Source organism: Nonomuraea sp. NPDC051191 (assembly GCF_044455665.1).
In the GTDB taxonomy this organism is placed as follows: domain Bacteria; phylum Actinomycetota; class Actinomycetes; order Streptosporangiales; family Streptosporangiaceae; genus Nonomuraea.
Map to the genome: position 1 here is coordinate 391,770 of NZ_JBITEZ010000006.1, position 16,986 is coordinate 408,755.

A 16,986-nucleotide genomic window follows, 5' to 3' on the forward strand; every position below is an offset into this window, starting at 1 on the left:
GCTTTCGCACGCCCAAAAATGACCCTCCGAGCTGAGCAAACCCGAAGTTGTCCGGCCACCGGGCGGCATGTGTCAATGAAATTGAATTGTTCGGGCTATAAGCGGCGGAGGCTCAATTGGCAAGCGCATTGCGGTCGCTCAGACGCAAAATTCTGGTGCCGGACGTCAGCGAGACGAAAATCGAGACGCGCGGCTTCTGGGTGAAGAACGCGGCATCCACCGAAATACTGGAGACGGTCGGCGAATACTTTCTCGCCGGTTACGCCTACGCCGTGGAGTCGCGCACCGTCGCCGAGGCCGAGGACCGGCTCGAAGAGGTGCCCGCCCGCTTCCGCGGCTTCGCCTACGAGGGCGCGGGCATGGGCTTCGCCATCCTGGACTGCATGACCTTCGGCAATCTGCGCCGGGTCAACGCCTTCCTCCAGGGACGCGGCCACCACCACAACTACATGGTCTACGTGGGGATCGGCTGGGCCATGGCCCGGCTCCCCCGCTTCCTGTGGCCGAAGCCCGGCCTGCTGGACCCGCTGCTGCTGTGGCTGGTCCACGACGGGTACGGCTTCCACCAGGCCTACTTCCACACCGACCGGTACGTGCACCAGCAGGTGCGCGAAGCCCGCTTCTCCTGGCCGGCCGGCCAGGAGGAGTACGCGGCCCACGCCCTCGACCAGGGCATCGGCCGCGCCCTGTGGTTCGTCGCCGGCACCAGCGCCGAGCGGGCGGTCACGCTGCTCGAACGGTTCCCCGAGTCCCGCCACGCCGACCTCTACGCCGGCATCGGCCTGGCCGCCACCTACGCGGGCGGCGCCGACGACGCCGAGCTGCGGTGGCTGCGCGAGCGCGCCGGACCGCACCAGGGGCCGCTGGCCCAGGGCAGCGTGTTCGCCGCCGAGGCCAGGATCCGGGCCGGGCTGCTCTTCCCGCACACCGAGTCGGCCGTGGGCGTTCTCTGCGGCACCACGGCGGAGCAGGCGGCCGAGGTGAGCCGCGCGACCCGTCCCACCGCGACATCGCATGACAAGCCGCCCGCCTATGAGGGGTGGCGCCGGCGCATCGCCGAGACGTTCGTCTTCCATGGAGGTGTTCCCTCGTGACCTCGGTAGCCGCGTGGTTGCGCAAGCAGGCGGCGGGCGTCGCCGCACTCGCGCTGATGATCGCCGTCTTCGCGATCGGCCACCCCACCTTCGCCTCCGACGCGACCAAGGCCGGGATGGCCGGCGCGTACGGCTTCAAGCCCCTGAGCATCGCGATGCCGGGCGGCGGCCCGGCCAAGACCGTCCGCAAGGTGAACCAGGCCTACAAGCACATCGACGCCTGGATCTCCTCCGTGGGGGCCGCGATCGCGCTCAACGACCTCGACGGCAACGGCAGGGACGACGACCTGGTGATCGTGGACCCGCGTACCGACCAGGTGGTCGTCACGCCGGCGCCGGTCGAGGGCGGCAGCGAGCGGTACCGGCCGTTCGCGCTGTCGCTCGGCTCGCTGCCGGTCACCGACGCGATGGCGCCCATGGGCGCGGTCCCCGCCGACTACAACGACGACGGCCGCACCGACCTGCTGGTCTACTGGTGGGGCCGGACGCCCACGCTGCACCTGCAACGGCCCACGGCGTCCCGGTTCGAGGCCGCCGCCTTCGACGCGGCCGAGCTGGTGCCCAACTCCGGCGGCGCGAAGTACACCGGCGAGCTGTGGAACAGCAACGTCGCGACCGTCGCCGACTTCGACGGTGACGGCAAGCAGGACATCTTCGTCGGCAACTACTTCCCCGACGGCAGCCCGATCCTCGACAGCCGCGTGGACGGCGGCGTGCAGATGAACCACTCGCTGTCCAAGGCCCTCAACGGCGGCCGGGACTACTTCTTCCGCGGCACCGGCAACGGCGGCTTCACCCGCCTGGACGGCGTGCTGCCCTCCGACGTCTCCACCGGCTGGGAGCTGGGCGCCACCAGCGCCGACCTCGACGGCGACGGCCTGCCCGAGCTGCTGCTGAACAACGACTTCGGGCCCGACCACCTGCTCTACAACGTCTCCACCCCCGGCACGATCAAGTTCTCCCCCACCATCGGGACGCACGAGATCGGCGTGCCCAAGTCGAAGGTGCTCGGCGAGGACTCCTTCAAGGGCATGGGCTCGGACGCCGGCGACCTCAACCGCGACGGCGTGCTCGACTTCTTCGTCAGCAACATCACCACCCCGTACGGCATCCAGGAGAGCAACTTCACGTTCCTGTCCACCGTCAAGACCCAGGCCGAGCTGCGCGAGAAGCTGCGGCAGGGCGAGGCGCCGTGGAAGGACCTCAGCGCCGAGCTGCGCACCGCCTGGTCCGGCTGGGGCTGGGACCCGAAGATCGAGGACTTCGACAACGACGGCGAGAACGAGATCGTCCAGGCGACCGGGTTCATCAAGGGCGACGTCAACCGCTGGCCGCCGCTGCAGGAGCTGGCCGCCGCCAACGACGGCGTGACCAGCAACCCCAAGTCGTGGCCGAACGTCACCGAGGGCGCCGACATCGCCGGCGCGCAGACGCTGGCCTTCTTCGCCAAGGGCCCCGACGGCCGCTACGCCAACCTGTCGGAGCAGCTCGGCCTGGCCGTGCCCGTGCCGACGCGCGGCATCGCGACCGGGGACGTCAACGGCGACGGCCTGATCGACTTCGCGGTGGCCCGCCAGTGGGAGGCCCCCGCCTTCTACCTGAACACCAGCCGCTCGGCGAACGCGTTCCTCGGGCTGCGCCTGCAGTACGACAGCCCCTCCGCGGCCGGCCCGCTGCCCGCCGCCGGCTCGCCGGTGATCGGCGCGACGGTGACCGCCACCACGCCCGACGGCCGCTCCTTCATGGGCCGCGTGGACGGCGGCAGCGGCCACTCCGGCAAGCGCGCGCACGCGGTGCACATCGGCCTCGGCGCGAACGTCACCGGCCCCGTGCGGGTGAAGCTGAACTGGCGCGACCGCGCCGGGCAGCGGCACCAGCAGGAGCTCACGCTCACCCCCGGCTGGCACACCCTCCAGCTCGGCTCGCAAGCGAAGGAGAAGTGACGGCATGGCCGACAAGACGATCACCCCGCCACGTCACGATCCCAAAGTGATCACGGCGCTGCGCCGGTTCGCGATCTCGATCACGATCTTCAACATCCTCGGCTACACCGTGCTGGGGTTCGAGCAGCCGTGGTCGTGGCCGTTCGTGGCGCTGGCCACCGGCTACACCGTGGAGATCATCCTTGAGGTGATCGGCGCCCGCCAGGAGGGCCGCGCGCCGCGCTTCCTCGGCAACGGGCCGCGCGGGCTGATGGAGTTCCTGTATCCCGCGCACATCACCTCCATCGCGCTCAACATGCTGATCTACGTCAACGACCAGGTGCTGGTCATGATGTTCGGCGTCACCGTCGCCGTGGGCGCCAAGTGGGTGCTCAAGGCGCCGGTGCGCGGGCGGATGCGGCACTTCATGAACCCGTCCAACTTCGGCATCGCGATCATCCTGCTGCTGCTGCCGTGGGCCAGCATCGCGCCGCCGTACCACTTCACCGAGAAGGTCGACAACCCGATCGACTGGATCATCCCGGGGATCATCATCATCGGCGGCACGATGATCAACGGCAAGCTGACCGGCCGCATGTGGCTGATCGGCGGGTGGGTGGGCGTCTTCGCCCTCCAGGCCGTGGTGCGCGGGCTGATCATCGACGACATCTCCATCCTCGGCGGGCTGTCGATGATGACCGGGGTGGCGTTCATCCTGTTCACCAACTACATGATCACCGACCCGGGCACGAGCCCGTCCAGACCGCTGTCCCAGGTCGCCTTCGGCGGCGGCGTCGCCGTGGTGTACGGCCTGCTCATGGGCATGAACATCCCGTACGGGATCTTCTTCGCCACGGCGGCGGTCTGCCTGATCCGCGGCGGCTTCCTGTGGGCGCTGCACATCGTGAACAAGGCGCGCGAGCTCGACGCCGCCAGGGTCAGCGCAGCCGCCGCCCAGGCGCTGCAGCACGCGCGGGAAGAGGTCGCGAAGGCATGACGAGGATCGCGATCGTCGGCATGGCCTGCCGGTACCCGGACGCCGCCTCGCCCAGGGAGCTGTGGGAGAACGCGGTGGCCGGCCGCCGCGCCTTCCGCCGGCTCCCGGACGAGCGCATGCGGCTGGAGGACTACTGGGACCCCGATCCCGCAGCGCCGGACCGCTTCTACGCCAAGACCGCCGCGGTCATCGAGGGCTACGCCTTCGACCGGGTGGCACACAAGATCGCCGGCAGCACGTACCGGTCGACCGACCTGGCCCACTGGCTGGCCCTCGACATGGCCGGCCGGGCCCTGGCCGACGCCGGGTTCGCCGACGGCGAGGGGCTGCCGCGCGAGCGCACCGGCGTCGTCGTGGGCAACACGCTCACCGGCGAGTTCACCCGGGCCAACGTGCTGCGGCTGCGCTGGCCGTACGTGCGGCGCACCCTCGCCGCGGCCCTGAAGGACCAGGGCTGGGACGACGAGCGCCTGGCCGCGTTCCTGGCCGACTACGAGGAGTCCTACAAGAGCCCCTTCCCGCCGGTGGACGAGGACACCCTGGCCGGCGGCCTGTCCAACACGATCGCCGGGCGCATCTGCAACCACTTCGACCTCAACGGCGGCGGCTACACCGTGGACGGGGCCTGCTCCTCGTCCCTGCTGTCGGTGGTGACGGCCGGCAAGGCACTGACCGACCGCGACGTGGACGTGGCCCTCGCGGGCGGCGTGGACCTGTCCATCGACCCGTTCGAGGTGATCGGGTTCGCCAAGACCGGCGCGCTGGCCAAGAGCGACTTCCGCCTGTACGACCGGCACTCCAACGGGTTCTGGCCCGGCGAGGGCTGCGGCATCGTCGTGCTGATGCGCGAGGAGGACGCGCTGGCCGCCGGGCGGCGGATCTACGCCACGATCGCCGGCTGGGGCGTCTCCTCCGACGGCAAGGGCGGGATCACCCGCCCGGAGGTGAGCGGTTACCTGCTGGCGATGCGCCGCGCCTACGACAAGGCCGGGTTCGGCCCCGAGACCGTCGAGCTGTTCGAGGGCCACGGGACGGGCACGGCGCTCGGCGACGCGACCGAGCTGACCGCGCTGTCGCGGGCCAGGGAGTCGGCCGCGCGGCCGGCCGCGGTCGGCTCGATCAAGGGCATGATCGGCCACGCCAAGGCGGCCGCGGGCGTGGCGGGCCTGATCAAGGCGGCCATGGCCGTGCACGAGCAGGTGCTGCCGCCGACCATCGGCTGCGTCGACCCGCACCAGGTGCTCACCGACGAGGGCGCCACGCTGCGGGTGCTGCGCACGGCCGAGCCGTGGCCGCAGGGCGCGCCGCTGCGTGCCGCGGTGACCGCCATGGGCTTCGGCGGCATCAACACGCACGTGGTGCTGGAGAACACCGGCCCGCGGCGGCGGGCGTCCAGCCGCGTCAAGGCGCTGGCCGCCGCCGCGCAGGACGCCGAGCTGTTCCTGCTGGACGGCGGCTCCTGGGACGAGCTGCGCGGCCTGGTGTCGGAGCTGCTCGCCTTCGTGCCCAAGGTGTCCTACGGCCAGCTCGCCGACCTGGCCGCCACGCTGCGCGGGCGGCTGCGCGGTCTGCCGTGCCGGGCGGCCGTCGTGGTCTCCTCGCCCGACGACGCCGTACGGCAGCTCACCCGCGTGCTGACGGTGCTGGAGTCCGGCGAGAACACCCTGTCCACCCCCGACGGCAAGGCGTTCGCGGGCCGCGCCTCGGCCCGGCCGAGGATCGGCTTCCTCTTCCCCGGGCAGGGCTCGGGCCGCGGCACCGACGGCGGCGCGCTGGCCAGGCGCTTCCCCGACGTAGCCGAGGTGTACGCCACCGCCGCCCTTCCCGCCGACGGCGACATGGCGGCCACCGAGATCGCCCAGCCGCGCATCGTCACCGGCTCGATGGCGGGCCTGCGGGCGCTGTCGCTGCTCGGCATCGAGGCGGACGCGGCCGTCGGGCACAGCCTGGGCGAGCTGTCGGCCCTGCACTGGGCGGGCGCGATGGACGAGGACGCGCTGCTGCGCGTGGCGACCAAGCGCGGCAGGGCGATGCGGGAGCGCGGCGAGCCGGGCACGATGGCCGGCGTGCGGGCCGCGCCGGAGAGCGTGCCGGCGCTGGTGGGCGACCTGCCGGTGGTGATCGCCGGGTACAACGGGCCGCTCCAGACCGTCGTCGCCGGACCGGTGGCGGCGGTGGAGGAGGCCGGCCGCCTGGCCGAGCGCGCCGGGTTCACCTGGACCAGGCTGAACGTCTCGCACGCCTTCCACTCGCCCCTGGTCGCCCCGGCGGCCGAGGCGCTGGCCGGTTACCTGGCGGAGGAGCGGTTCGGGCCGGTCGCCCGCCGCGTCGTCTCCACCGTCACCGGCGGCGACCTGGCTCCCGGCACCGACGTCCCGGAGCTGCTGCACCGGCAGATCACCGCCCCCGTACGGTTCGCCCAGGCGCTGGGCTCGCTGGCCGCGGACGTGGACCTGCTGGTCGAGGTGGGCCCCGGCCGGGTGCTCAGCAGGCTGGCGGCCGAGCTGACCGATGTGCCGGCCGTCGCGCTGGACACCGACGGCGAGTCGCTGGCCGGGCTGCTCGGCGTGGCCGGCGCCGCGCACGTGGCGGGCGTGCCCGTCGCCTGCGAGGAGCTGTTCCACGGGCGGCTGGTCAAGCCGCTGGAGATCGGCGCGGTGTTCTCGTTCTTCACCAGCCCGGCCGAGCAGGCGCCGCAGGTGCGCGTCAAGGCCGCCGCCCCGCAGCCGGCGGAGCGGGCGGCCGAGCAGGGCGGCGGGACGGCGGCCAAGCCGGGCGAGTCGACGGTCGAGCTGCTGCGGCGGCTGGCCGCCGAACGCGCCGAGCTGCCGCTGGAGATGGTGACCGAGGACAGCAAGCCGCTGGACGAGCTGCACCTCAGCTCGGTCACCGTCATGCACATCATCGACCAGGCCACCCAGCATCTGGGCGTGCCCGCGGGCATGGCGCCGGCCAACGTCGCCACCGCGACGCTCCAGGAGCTGGGCGAGGCCCTGGACCGGCTGGCCGCGCAGCCGCGCGCCCAGTCGGCGCGGGGCGTGACGGGCGCGGCGCCGTGGGTGCGCCCGTTCGCCGTGGACCTGGACGAGCAGCCGCGGCCCCGGCGTACGGCCGAGGAGCGCGCGGGGTCGTGGCAGGTGTTCGCGCCCGCCGGTGCGCCCCTGGCGGGGCCGCTGCGCGAGGCACTCGAAGGGGAGAAGATCGGTTCCGGTGTCCTGGTGTGCCTACCCGCGCGGTGCGCGGCCGACGACCTGGAGCAGGCGCTGCTCGGCGCCAAGGCGGCCCTGGCCGGCGGGCCGGGCGCCCGGTTCGTCGTGGTCCAGCACGGCCGGGGCGCGGCGGGGCTGGCCAAGACGCTCCATCTGGAGAGCGGCGTGCCCACCACGGTCGTGCACCTGCCGCACGACGCGCCGCAGGCCGCCGCCTGGGTAGCCGCCGAGGCGGCCGCCACGGCGGCGTTCTGCGAGGTGCACTACGACGCCGACGGCACGCGGCGGGTGCCGACACTGCGCGCGCTGCCGTACCGGCAGGAGCGGACGGAGGAGCCGCTGACCGGCTCCGACGTGCTCCTGGTGACCGGCGGCGGCAAGGGCATCACCGCCGAGTGCGCCATGGCCATGGCGAGTGGGGCGGCCGGTGGGGCCAAGGTGGCCGTGCTCGGCCGCTCCGACCCCGCCCAGGACGAGGAGCTGGCCGCGAACCTGCGGCGCATGGCCGGGACCGGGCTCACCGTCCACTACGCCAGGGCCGACGTCACCGACGCCGCCCAGGTGCGGCGGGCCGTGGCCGAGGCCGAGCAGGCGCTCGGGCCGGTCACCGCCGTGCTGCACGGCGCCGGGCGCAACGAGCCCGAGGGCGTCGCCGGGCTGGACATGGACGCCTTCCGCCGCACGTTCGCCCCCAAGGTGGACGGTCTGCGCAACGTGCTGGAGGCGGTCGAGCCGGGACGGCTGCGGCTGCTGGTGACGTTCGGCAGCATCATCGGCCGGGCGGGCCTGCACGGCGAGGGCCACTACGCGACCGCCAACGAGTGGCTGGCCGACCTGACCCGCGAGGCGGGCGAGCGGCACCCCGGCTGCCGGGCGATCTGCATGGAGTGGTCGGTCTGGTCCGAGGTCGGCATGGGCGAGCGGCTGTCGGTCGTGGACCGGCTGGTCGAGCAGGGCATCACGCCGATCCCGGTGGACCGGGGCGTGGAGATCATGCGCCGCCTGGTGAGCGATCCCGACGCGCCCGGCGTGGTGGTGATCAGCGGGCGGACCGAGGGCATCCACACCGTGCGCCGCGAGGAGCCGGAGCTGCCGCTGCTGCGCTTCGTCGGCGCGCCGCTGGTCCGCTACCACGGCGTGGAGCTGGTCAGCGAGGTCGAGGTGAACGCCGGGACCGACCTGTACCTGGCCGATCACCTGCTGGACGGCAACCTGCTGTTCCCGGCGGTGTTCGGCCTGGAGGCCATGGCCCAGGTGGCGTACGCGGCCACCGGCCGTCCCGGGGCGCCCGTCGTCGAGCAGGCGGAGTTCGTCCGGCCGATCATCGTGCCGCCCGACGGGAGCACCACGCTCCGGGTGGCGGCGGCGGTCACCGGGCACGACACGGTCGCCGTGGCCATCCGCAGCCAGGAGACCGGCTTCGACGTCGACCACTTCACGGCCGTGCTGCGCCTGGACGCCGGGGCCGCGCCCGCGGGCCCGCCCGAGCAGGCCGGCGACGAGCTGCCGCCGGTCGCGCTGGACCCCGACACCCAGCTCTACGGCGAGGTGCTCTTCCAGGGCAGGCGCTTCCAGCGGCTGCGCCGCTACCACCGGGCCGCGGCCCGCGAGGTGGACGCCGACCTCCAGGTGGCGCAGGAGTGCGACTGGTTCGCCGGGTTCCTGCCCCCGGACCTGCTCCTGGGCGACCCCGGCATGCGGGACGCGCTGATGCACGGCAACCAGGTGTGCGTGCCCGACGCCACCCTGCTGCCGACCGGCATCGAACGCGTCCACCCGGCCGGGGCCGCGCTGTCCGGCGCGGACGAGGTGCGCTACTGCGCCTCCGAGCGGTCCAGGGACGGCGACGCCTACGTCTACGACGTCGCGGTGCGGACGAAGGACGGCGAGGTCGTCGAGCGCTGGGAGGGGCTGCGGCTGCAGGCCGTGCGGAAGAAGGGCGGGGCCGGTCCGTGGGCCGCGCCGCTGCTCGGCCCGTACCTGGAGCGCACGCTGGAGGACCTGACGGGCGCGCGGGTGGCGGTCGCCGTGGAGCCGGGCGAGGGCGCCGGCGACCTGGCCGCGGCCCGGCTGGCCGTACCCGGTGCGGCGGGCGGTGTGGCCGGAAGTGCGGTGGAGGCTGTGCGGACGGTGTCGGCCGGTGTGCCGGGCCTGGCGGTGTGCGTGGCGGCCCCCGGGCCGGTGTCCTGCGCCGTCGAGACCGTCACCCCCACTGACCCTGGTGACGATCGGGACGGCGGCCGGGACACGCTCGCCGGTGAGATCGCCGCGGCCTGCGGGGACGACGCGGGCACCGCCCGCGCCCGCATCCGCGCCGCGCTCACCTGCCTGCGGACCACCGCACCCGCCGGAACGGCGGCGGGGACGGCGGACGGGACGGACGTGCCGCTCGCGGTGGACAGGGCCGGGTCCGACGGCTGGGTGGTCCTGACCGGCGGCGGCGTGACCGTGGCCACGCTCGCCACCCGGGTGAACGGCCTGCCCGCCCCCGTCGTCGTCGCGATCCTCACCGAAGGGCGGTCCTAGCCCATGGGTACCTACTACGAGTACCTGCACACGGTCGGCTTCGAGGAGACCAACCTCGTCGGCAACGTCTACTACGTCAACTACCTGCGCTGGCAGGGACGCTGCCGCGAGATGTTCCTCATGGAACGGGCCCGCGACGTGCTCGACGACCTGCAGGACGACCTCAAGCTGTTCACGCTCAAGGTCGACTGCGAGTTCTTCGCGGAGATCACGGCCTTCGACCAGCTGTCCATCAGGATGCGCCTGATCGAGCTGGCGCAGACGCAGATCGAGTTCGGCTTCGACTACGTCCGGGTCACCCCGGGCGCGCCCGAGGTCCTCGTCGCCCGCGGCAGGCAGCGGGTGGCCTGCATGCGGGGGCCGAACACCAAGACCGCGCCGGCGAGGGTGCCCGAGCCCCTGGTCAGGGCGCTCGAACCGTACCTGGCCTAGAACCCGGACCCAGGAGGTCACCGTGCAACTCCACTCATCGGCCCCGGCGCCGCGGATCGCGGACGTCAAGGCGCTGCGCGACGCGTTCGGGGCGTTCGCCACCGGCGTCACCGTGATCACCACGGGCGGCGAGGTCCCCCACGCCATGACCGCCAACTCCTTCACCTCGGTCTCGCTCGACCCGCCGCTGTTGCTGGTGTGCGTCGGCAAGGGCGCCGTGATGCACCAGTGCATCTCCGCGGCGACGTCGTTCGGGGTGTCGGTGCTGGCCGGGCACCAGGAGGCCGAGGCGCGGCACTTCGCCGACCGCTACCGGCCGCTCGGCCTGGCCCAGTTCGCCGACGTCGAGGTGACGCCGGGCGAGGTCACCGGGGTGCCGCTCATCGCGGGCGCGGCGGCCCGCTTCGAGTGCCGGGTCTGGCGCGCCTACGACGGCGGCGATCACACGATCATCGTCGGCGAGGTGCTGTCCGTGGGCCGGCGGGACGACTGCGACGGCCTGCTGGTCCACCGGGGCCGCTTCGGGGAGACCTCCCCGGCCCCGCTGAAGGTGTCGGCGTGACCGCGCTGGGCACCCGCCCGGTGGCGCCGGGCGGCGTGCCGCCCGGCCCGCCGCCCTGGGCGGCGCCCGTGCTGTACCGGCGGCTGGTCACCGACCGTCTCGCGCTGCTGTCCAAGGCGACCGCCCGGTACGGCGACGCGGTGCGCATGACGATCGGCCCGAAGGCCATCTACCTGTTCAACCATCCCGACCACGCCAAGCACGTCCTGGCCGACAACAGCGGCAACTACCGCAAGGGCATCGGCCTGGACGAGGCCCGGCGGGTGATCGGCGACGGCCTGCTGACCAGCGACGGCGATCGCTGGCGGCAGCAGCGCAGGACCATCCAGCCGCTGTTCCAGAACAAGCGGCTGGCCCAGCAGGACACCGTGCTGGCCGAGGAGGCCGGCCGCCTGGTCGAGCGGCTGCGGGCCCGGGTGGGCGGCGGGCCCGTGGACGTGGCCGGGGAGATGACCGGCCTGGCGCTCGGCGTGCTCGGCCGCACCCTGCTGGAGGCCGACCTCGGCGCGCACGACTCCATCGGGCACGCGTTCGAGGGCGTCCAGGACCAGGCCATGTTCGAGATGGTCACGCTGGCCATGGTGCCGTTGTGGCTGCCGCTGCCGCTGCACCTGCGCTTCCGGCGGTCCCGGCGGGAGCTGTACCGGGTCGTGGACCTGCTGGTGGCCGAGCGGCTGGCGAACCCGACCGGCGGCGGCGATCTGCTGTCGCTGCTGATCGGGTCCACCCGGCTGCGGGAGGACCCGGCCGGCCGGCAGCGGCTGCGGGAGGAGCTGGTCACGGTGCTGCTGGCCGGGCACGAGACCACCGCCAGCACGCTGTCGTGGGCCTTCCACCTGCTGGACCGGCATCCGGAGGTGCGCGAGCGGGTGCGGGCGGAGGCCGTCTCGGTGCTGGGCGACCGGCCGCCGACCTACGAGGACCTGCGCAGGCTCACGTACACGGCGGCGGTGCTGGAGGAGGTCATGCGGCTGTACCCGCCGGTGTGGGCGCTGACGCGGGTGGCGCGGGAGGCCGACGAGGTCGGCGGCTACCGGGTCCCGGCCGGGGCGGACGTGCTCATCAGCCCGTACACGCTGCACCGGCATCCGGCGTACTGGCGGGATCCGGACGCGTTCCGCCCCGAGCGGTTCGAGCCGGGCGCGCCCGCCGACCGGCCGCGGTACGCCTACATCCCCTTCGGCGCGGGCCCGCGCTTCTGCGTGGGCAACCACCTGGGGATGATGGAGGCCACGTTCGTGCTGGCCATGGTCACCCGCGAGCTGCGGCTGACCGGGCTGCCCGGACGGCGGGCGGTCCCGGAGGCCATGCTGTCGCTGCGGGTGCGCGGCGGGCTGCCGATGACAGTGAGCCCGGCCTAGGGAACGAGCCGGAGAACACGAACGAGCCGGAGAACACGGAGGGGCCCGCGGACCATCGTCCGCGGGCCCTTCCGGGTGTGCCGTCCCTTCTGTCAGGTGTGGGTGTCGGTCCAGGCCAGCAGGTCGCGCAGGGCGAGCAGGACGGGCGGGTCGAGCACGCTCATGGGACGCAACCGCAGGTCGGCGCGCTCGGCCCCGCCGCCCCCCACCTCGATCGGCCCGATCCGGGCGATGCACGTCGCGGCGTCACCCTGGGGCGGGTGGTGCACGGCGTCCTCGCGGGACTCCGCCACGGACTGGGCGATCAGGTACCAGGTGCCCTTGGGCACGTTCTCCAGCACGTACGGGCCGGGCCGGCCGATCAGGGTGAAGCTCGCCGGCCTGCCCTCCAGGATCTGGCCGGGGAACACGCCGGCGAACACCGGCCGGTCGGCCAGGGGCGAGGTCACGACGCCGTGCAGGGTCGCCGCCGGGCCGCCGAACGCGCGGTCACCGCCGGTCAGGTCCTCCGCCGTGACGCTCATGACCTGCCGGTACCTGCTCGGCGACAGGCCCACGCTGTGGGTGAAGCGCGAGCTGAAGGTGCCCACGCTGGAGTAGCCGACCTGGTGGCTGATGTGCGTGATGCTGAGCGAGGTGGACACGAGCAGGCGTTTGGCCTCGCGCAGCCGCACCGCGGACAGGAACCGTCCAGGGGACAGCCCGGTCACGCGCTGGAAGACGCGCGAGAAGTGGAACTTGCTGAACATCGCGGTGCGCGCCATGTCGTCAATGGTGAGCTGCTCGCCGTGGTTCTCCTGCATGCTCTCGATGACCCGCAGGACCGCTCGTTCGATGACGTCGTCCATATGGTCTCCCGGAACCCGGAAGCCGTCGGGGGCGCGTCCCCTGTCGATTCTCCGGGTGGAGAATTCCCGGGGGGCGCGATTCCTCGGCGCTCCGGATGCATTGCCTTTCGGTTGCCACCTGGTACACGCTCCCGGGCGGGCAGTACGCTGCATGACAAATCGCCCTTTTTTGGGAAATTTTCGGAAATCTCGGCAATTTATCTGAGAATGCGGTTTATCTGGCCCATTCGCGGCGGGGTGCCGGCAGCAGTTGCCGCAGCAGCCGTCCGTCGCGGTGGTGCGGGCGCCGCTCGTGCGGGTAGCCGAGCGAGACCTCCTCGAAGCGCACCCCGTCATGCCAGCTCGTGCCCGGGATGTGCAGGTGGCCGTAGACGACCGCGGCGGCGCGGAAGCGCAGGTGCCAGTCGGCCGTCTGCTCGGTGCCGCACCACTGCGCCAGCGCCTGGTGCCGCAGGACGCGGGTGGGGGCGCGCAGCAGCGGGAAGTGGTTGACCAGGACCGTGGGCAGGCCGGGGTCGAGCGACTCCAGCCGCAGCTCGCTCTCGCGCACCCGGGCCCGGCACCACGCCTGCCTGCTGGGGTAGGGCTCGGGATGCAGCAGGAACTCGTCCCTGCACACCACCCCCTGTTCGCGGGCCAGGCCGAGCGCCTGTTCCCGGGTGGTGCCGGGCGCGCGGAAGCTGTAGTCGTACAGCAGGAACAGGGGGACGACGGCCACCGGGCCGCCCTCCCCCGTCCAGACCGCGTACGGGTCCTCGGGCGTGAGCACGCCGAGGCGCCGGCAGACCTGCACCAGGCGCCGGTAGCGCTCCTCGCCGCGCGGGCCGGGGTCGCCGGGCGGGGTCCACAGCTCGTGGTTGCCCGGCGCCCACACCACCCTGGCGAAGCGCTCGCGCAGCAGGCCGAGCGTCTCCTCGAACGCGTCCAGCCGCTCGGCGACGTCCCCCGCCACCAGCAGCCAGTCGTCCGCGGTGCGCGGGCGCAGCTCCTCGACGGCCGCCCTGTTCTCGGGAAACCCGACATGGAGGTCGCTGATCGCCAGCAATGCCGCACCGGAGGCGCTCACGCCGCGAGCGTATGTGCGCGGGAACGGGCCGGGAGCGCCGCAAGAAGAAAACAGGGGTCACCGGCGGTCGAATAGGGGGTGGCCGCGACGCCTTTGTGGATAAGGGCGCGAGGACGTCCGCTAGGGGTTGTTGCGGCGGACCGCGCATTCAATTCTGAGCATGCCGAAGAAAGCGGGAATTGCACGGCCGTGTTCCGGGGGTGAAGGTGATGGCCGAGGTACGGGGGCAGGAATTCGCCAATTTCGCGCGGGAGGCCAGGCCGATGTTGCGCCGGGTCGCCTTCCGGCTTTCCGATGACTGGCACGAGGCCGACGACCTCGTCCAGCGCACACTGCTGGCACTGCACCGGCACTGGGACGACCTCGACCGGCGCGACCGGGCCGAGGCGTACGCGCGGCAGATCATGCGGCGGCTGCTCATCAGCGACCGCAGGGCGCTGCGCTGGTCGCGGGAGGTGCTCAGCGGGGCGCCGCCCGACGCGGCCGCCGCCCTGGACCCCTACGACCTGGTGGGCGAGCGCATCGTGCTGATGGACGCGCTGTCCAGGCTGGGGCCGCGGCAGCGGGCGACGATCTTCTTCCGGTTCTGGGAGGGCCGCAGCGCGGAGGACACGGCCCAGGTCATGGGCAACGAGTCCTCCACGGTCCGCAGCCAGACCGTCAGGGCGCTGAGCACGCTGCGGGCCGCGCTGGCGCGCACCGACACCACCGACCGTACCGACCGAAAGCCGACCTGAACGAGGGAGTACCCATGGGTCCACTGCTCTACGAGACGAGGGTGGAGACGCTGGAGGCGCTCGCGGACACCATCGTGCCCGGGGCCAAGCGCGGTCCGGACGACCGGGCGGTGGCCGGCCTGAGCCCGACGGGCGGCGCGGTCGCGGCCGGCGCCGTCGAGCTGCTGGAATGGGACGCCACCGGCGTCTCAGGAAGCCTGGACGACTACGCCCGCTCGCTGAACGAGCACGCCCGCGCCCACGCCGACCAGCACGGCATCGTGCTGGAGGAGGGCGTCCCGGAGTTCGTGGCCCTGCCGTTCGAGGAGCGCGGCGCGCTGGTGCGCACGCTGACCGCGCCCGGCCACCCGGAGAAGGCGCTGTGGGTGCTGCTGGTGCTGTTCTGCTACATGGCCTACGACTCCGCCGCCCACCTGCACACCGTCGACGCCCTCCGGGCCGGGCATCCCGGCCTGACCGCCATGGGCATCGCCCCGCCGGACGCGGACGGGCTGTGGCGCTTCCCCGCCTACTCCTACGGCCGTCCCCTCGCCGACCTCCACCCGGACACGACAGCTTCAGGGAGCCCCGCATGAACGGCGTCGAACGCACCGACGTGCTGGTGATCGGCAGCGGCTTCGGCGGCGCGATCCCCGCCTACCACCTGGCCGCGGGCGGCGCCGACGTGGTCATGCTGGAGCGCGGGCCGTGGCTGGAGTCCGCCGAGTACGAGCACGACTTCAAGCTGGGCTCCTCCTACACCCGCATCTTCGACTTCACCGTCGGCGACGGCATGAGCGTGCTGGGCGGCAACTGCGTGGGCGGCGGCAGCGTGGTCTACTTCGCGGCCATGCCGCGCGCGCCTCGCTTCGTCTTCGAGCGCCGCGGCAGCATCAACCGCCGCATGTGGCCGGCCGCGATCAGCCGCGACACCCTCGACCCCTGGTACGACCGGGTCGCCGAGTCCATCTCCATCACCCAGCAGGGCTGGGAGGACGTGTCCTACTCCGGCGGCCTGTGGGCGGCCGCCTGCCGGCACGCGGGCCGCACCGCCAACCCCGTGCCCGCCGCCGTGGACACCGCGGCCTGCGTCAACTGCAACTGGATGATGGCCGGCTGCCGGTTCGACGCCAAGCAGTCGCTGCTGGCCAACTACCTGCCGGCGGCGCTCGCGCACGGCGCCAGGATCAGGCCGCTGCACGAGGTGCAGAGCATCGAGCGGACGTCCGACGGCTCCTACCGGGTGCACTACAAGATCGTCCATGGCGAGGACTACCGCCTGACCGAGGGCGAGGGCACGATCGAGGCCAAGGTGGTGGTCGTGGCCGCCGGGGCCGCGGCCACGCCGGTCATCCTCCAGCGCAGCGAGGCCGCGCTCGGCGCGATGCCGCACGCCGTGGGCCGCTACTTCTCCGGCAACGGCGAGCGGCTCAACACCGCCGTGCTGAACGAGGAGCGCGTGCGCGAGGTGCTGGGGCTGGAGCGGGGCGACGGCCTGGCGTACGCGGCCAACCAGATCGGCAAGGGCCCGACGGTGGCCAACTGGGACCGGCTGGACGGCTCGCTGCCCGAGTACACCCGCTACTCGCTGGAGCAGCTCTACTTCCCGCCCGGCCTCGGGACCATCCTCGCGCTGGCCGGCGGGACGGACCCGACGTGGTTCGGGCTGCGCAAGAAGGAGATGCTGGAGCGCTGGCGGTCCTGGCTGATCATCTTCCAGATGATCGAGGACGACAACGAGGGCGTCTTCGGGCCGCCGCCCGCGCGCGGCAACTCCGACCGGGTCTCCCAGCAGATGCTGGGCGTGGGGCGGCTGTCGTACAAGCCGACCGCGAACACCTCGGCGGCCTGGGCGATGGCCGACGCCGAGTGCAAGGAGATCCTGGAGCGCGACGGGCTGGCCACGGTGACGCCGTGGACGAACGACCTCGTGGGCGCGTACACGGTGCATCCGTTGGCCTCGTGCCGGATCGGCGACGACCCGTACACCTCGGCGCTGGACGACGGGCACGAGCTGCGCGGCCACCCGGGGATCTTCGTCACGGACGGCTCGGCCGTGCCGGGCGCGCTGACCGTCAACCCGGCGATGACCATCTCGGCGCTGGCCGAGCGGGCGGTGCCGGGGATCGTCAGGGCGGCGCGGGAGCGGGGCGTGGAGGTCTCCTACGGCGCGCCCGCGCCGGACGGCTCCACCGCCGGCCGCCGCGGCACCGCGTCGCTGGCCGCCGCCGCGCTGCGCGGGTAGGGCGCCCG

General features: G+C 73.1%; 12 protein-coding genes. 10 read left to right on the forward strand and 2 right to left on the reverse strand.

Annotated features, from left to right (window positions below; translation table 11 throughout):
* Nucleotides 1–116: 116 nt before the first annotated feature.
* From ACIA8R_RS19775 to ACIA8R_RS19805, 7 genes are read left to right on the forward strand one after another with little or no spacing between them, the layout of a single operon-like run.
* Nucleotides 117–1,094 (forward strand): DUF1702 family protein, encoded by a 978-nt coding sequence (locus ACIA8R_RS19775; RefSeq protein ID WP_364087999.1) that lies wholly within the window; start codon nt 117–119, stop codon nt 1,092–1,094.
* Entirely contained in the window at nt 1,091–3,037 is a 1,947-nt protein-coding gene (locus ACIA8R_RS19780) for a CRTAC1 family protein (protein WP_397039620.1), read from the forward strand. The genes ACIA8R_RS19775 and ACIA8R_RS19780 overlap by 4 nt, the downstream gene beginning before the upstream one ends.
* A 4-nt stretch (nt 3,038–3,041) precedes the next feature.
* Entirely contained in the window at nt 3,042–4,013 is a 972-nt protein-coding gene (locus tag ACIA8R_RS19785) for an enediyne biosynthesis protein (protein WP_357696685.1), read from the forward strand.
* Nucleotides 4,010–9,748, forward strand: a complete 5,739-nt coding sequence (locus ACIA8R_RS19790) for a type I polyketide synthase (RefSeq protein ID WP_397039621.1) — start codon at nt 4,010–4,012, stop codon at nt 9,746–9,748. The genes ACIA8R_RS19785 and ACIA8R_RS19790 overlap by 4 nt, the downstream gene beginning before the upstream one ends.
* 3 nt (nt 9,749–9,751) lie before the next feature.
* The gene (locus tag ACIA8R_RS19795; RefSeq protein WP_357696681.1) at nt 9,752–10,180 is read left to right on the forward strand and encodes an acyl-CoA thioesterase; all 429 of its coding nucleotides are present in this window, start codon (nt 9,752–9,754) and stop codon (nt 10,178–10,180) included.
* A gap of 22 nt (nt 10,181–10,202) precedes the next feature.
* Entirely contained in the window at nt 10,203–10,742 is a 540-nt protein-coding gene (locus tag ACIA8R_RS19800; protein ID WP_357696679.1) for a flavin reductase family protein, read from the forward strand.
* Nucleotides 10,739–12,103, forward strand: a complete 1,365-nt coding sequence (locus ACIA8R_RS19805) for a cytochrome P450 (RefSeq protein WP_357696677.1) — start codon at nt 10,739–10,741, stop codon at nt 12,101–12,103. The genes ACIA8R_RS19800 and ACIA8R_RS19805 overlap by 4 nt, the downstream gene beginning before the upstream one ends.
* Nucleotides 12,104–12,195: 92 nt before the next feature.
* On the opposite strand, the gene ACIA8R_RS19810 is transcribed toward ACIA8R_RS19805, so the two are convergent.
* Together ACIA8R_RS19810 and ACIA8R_RS19815 are read right to left on the reverse strand one after the other, a co-directional pair.
* Nucleotides 12,196–12,951, reverse strand: a complete 756-nt coding sequence (locus tag ACIA8R_RS19810) for an AraC family transcriptional regulator (protein WP_357711032.1) — start codon at nt 12,949–12,951, stop codon at nt 12,196–12,198.
* 214 nt (nt 12,952–13,165) lie between these two features.
* Nucleotides 13,166–14,017: a metallophosphoesterase gene (locus ACIA8R_RS19815; protein ID WP_357711035.1), complete on the reverse strand. Its 852-nt coding sequence runs from the start codon at nt 14,015–14,017 to the stop codon at nt 13,166–13,168.
* A 209-nt stretch (nt 14,018–14,226) separates the two neighbouring features.
* Between ACIA8R_RS19815 and ACIA8R_RS19820 the strand changes: the two genes are divergently transcribed.
* Genes ACIA8R_RS19820 through ACIA8R_RS19830 form a run of 3 tightly spaced genes read left to right on the forward strand, consistent with a single transcriptional unit; the run spans nt 14,227 to nt 16,978 of the window.
* On the forward strand, nt 14,227–14,754 hold the full coding sequence (locus tag ACIA8R_RS19820; RefSeq protein ID WP_357711038.1) for a sigma-70 family RNA polymerase sigma factor: 528 nt from the start codon (nt 14,227–14,229) through the stop codon (nt 14,752–14,754).
* Between the two features lie 14 nt (nt 14,755–14,768).
* Nucleotides 14,769–15,329 carry a DUF5987 family protein gene (locus ACIA8R_RS19825; RefSeq protein ID WP_364088008.1) on the forward strand — a complete coding sequence of 187 codons (561 nt, stop codon included), beginning with the start codon at nt 14,769–14,771 and terminating at the stop codon, nt 15,327–15,329.
* Nucleotides 15,326–16,978, forward strand: coding sequence for an FAD-dependent oxidoreductase (locus ACIA8R_RS19830; RefSeq protein WP_357711043.1), 1,653 nt, complete (start codon nt 15,326–15,328; stop codon nt 16,976–16,978). The genes ACIA8R_RS19825 and ACIA8R_RS19830 overlap by 4 nt, the downstream gene beginning before the upstream one ends.
* Nucleotides 16,979–16,986 lie beyond the last annotated feature (8 nt).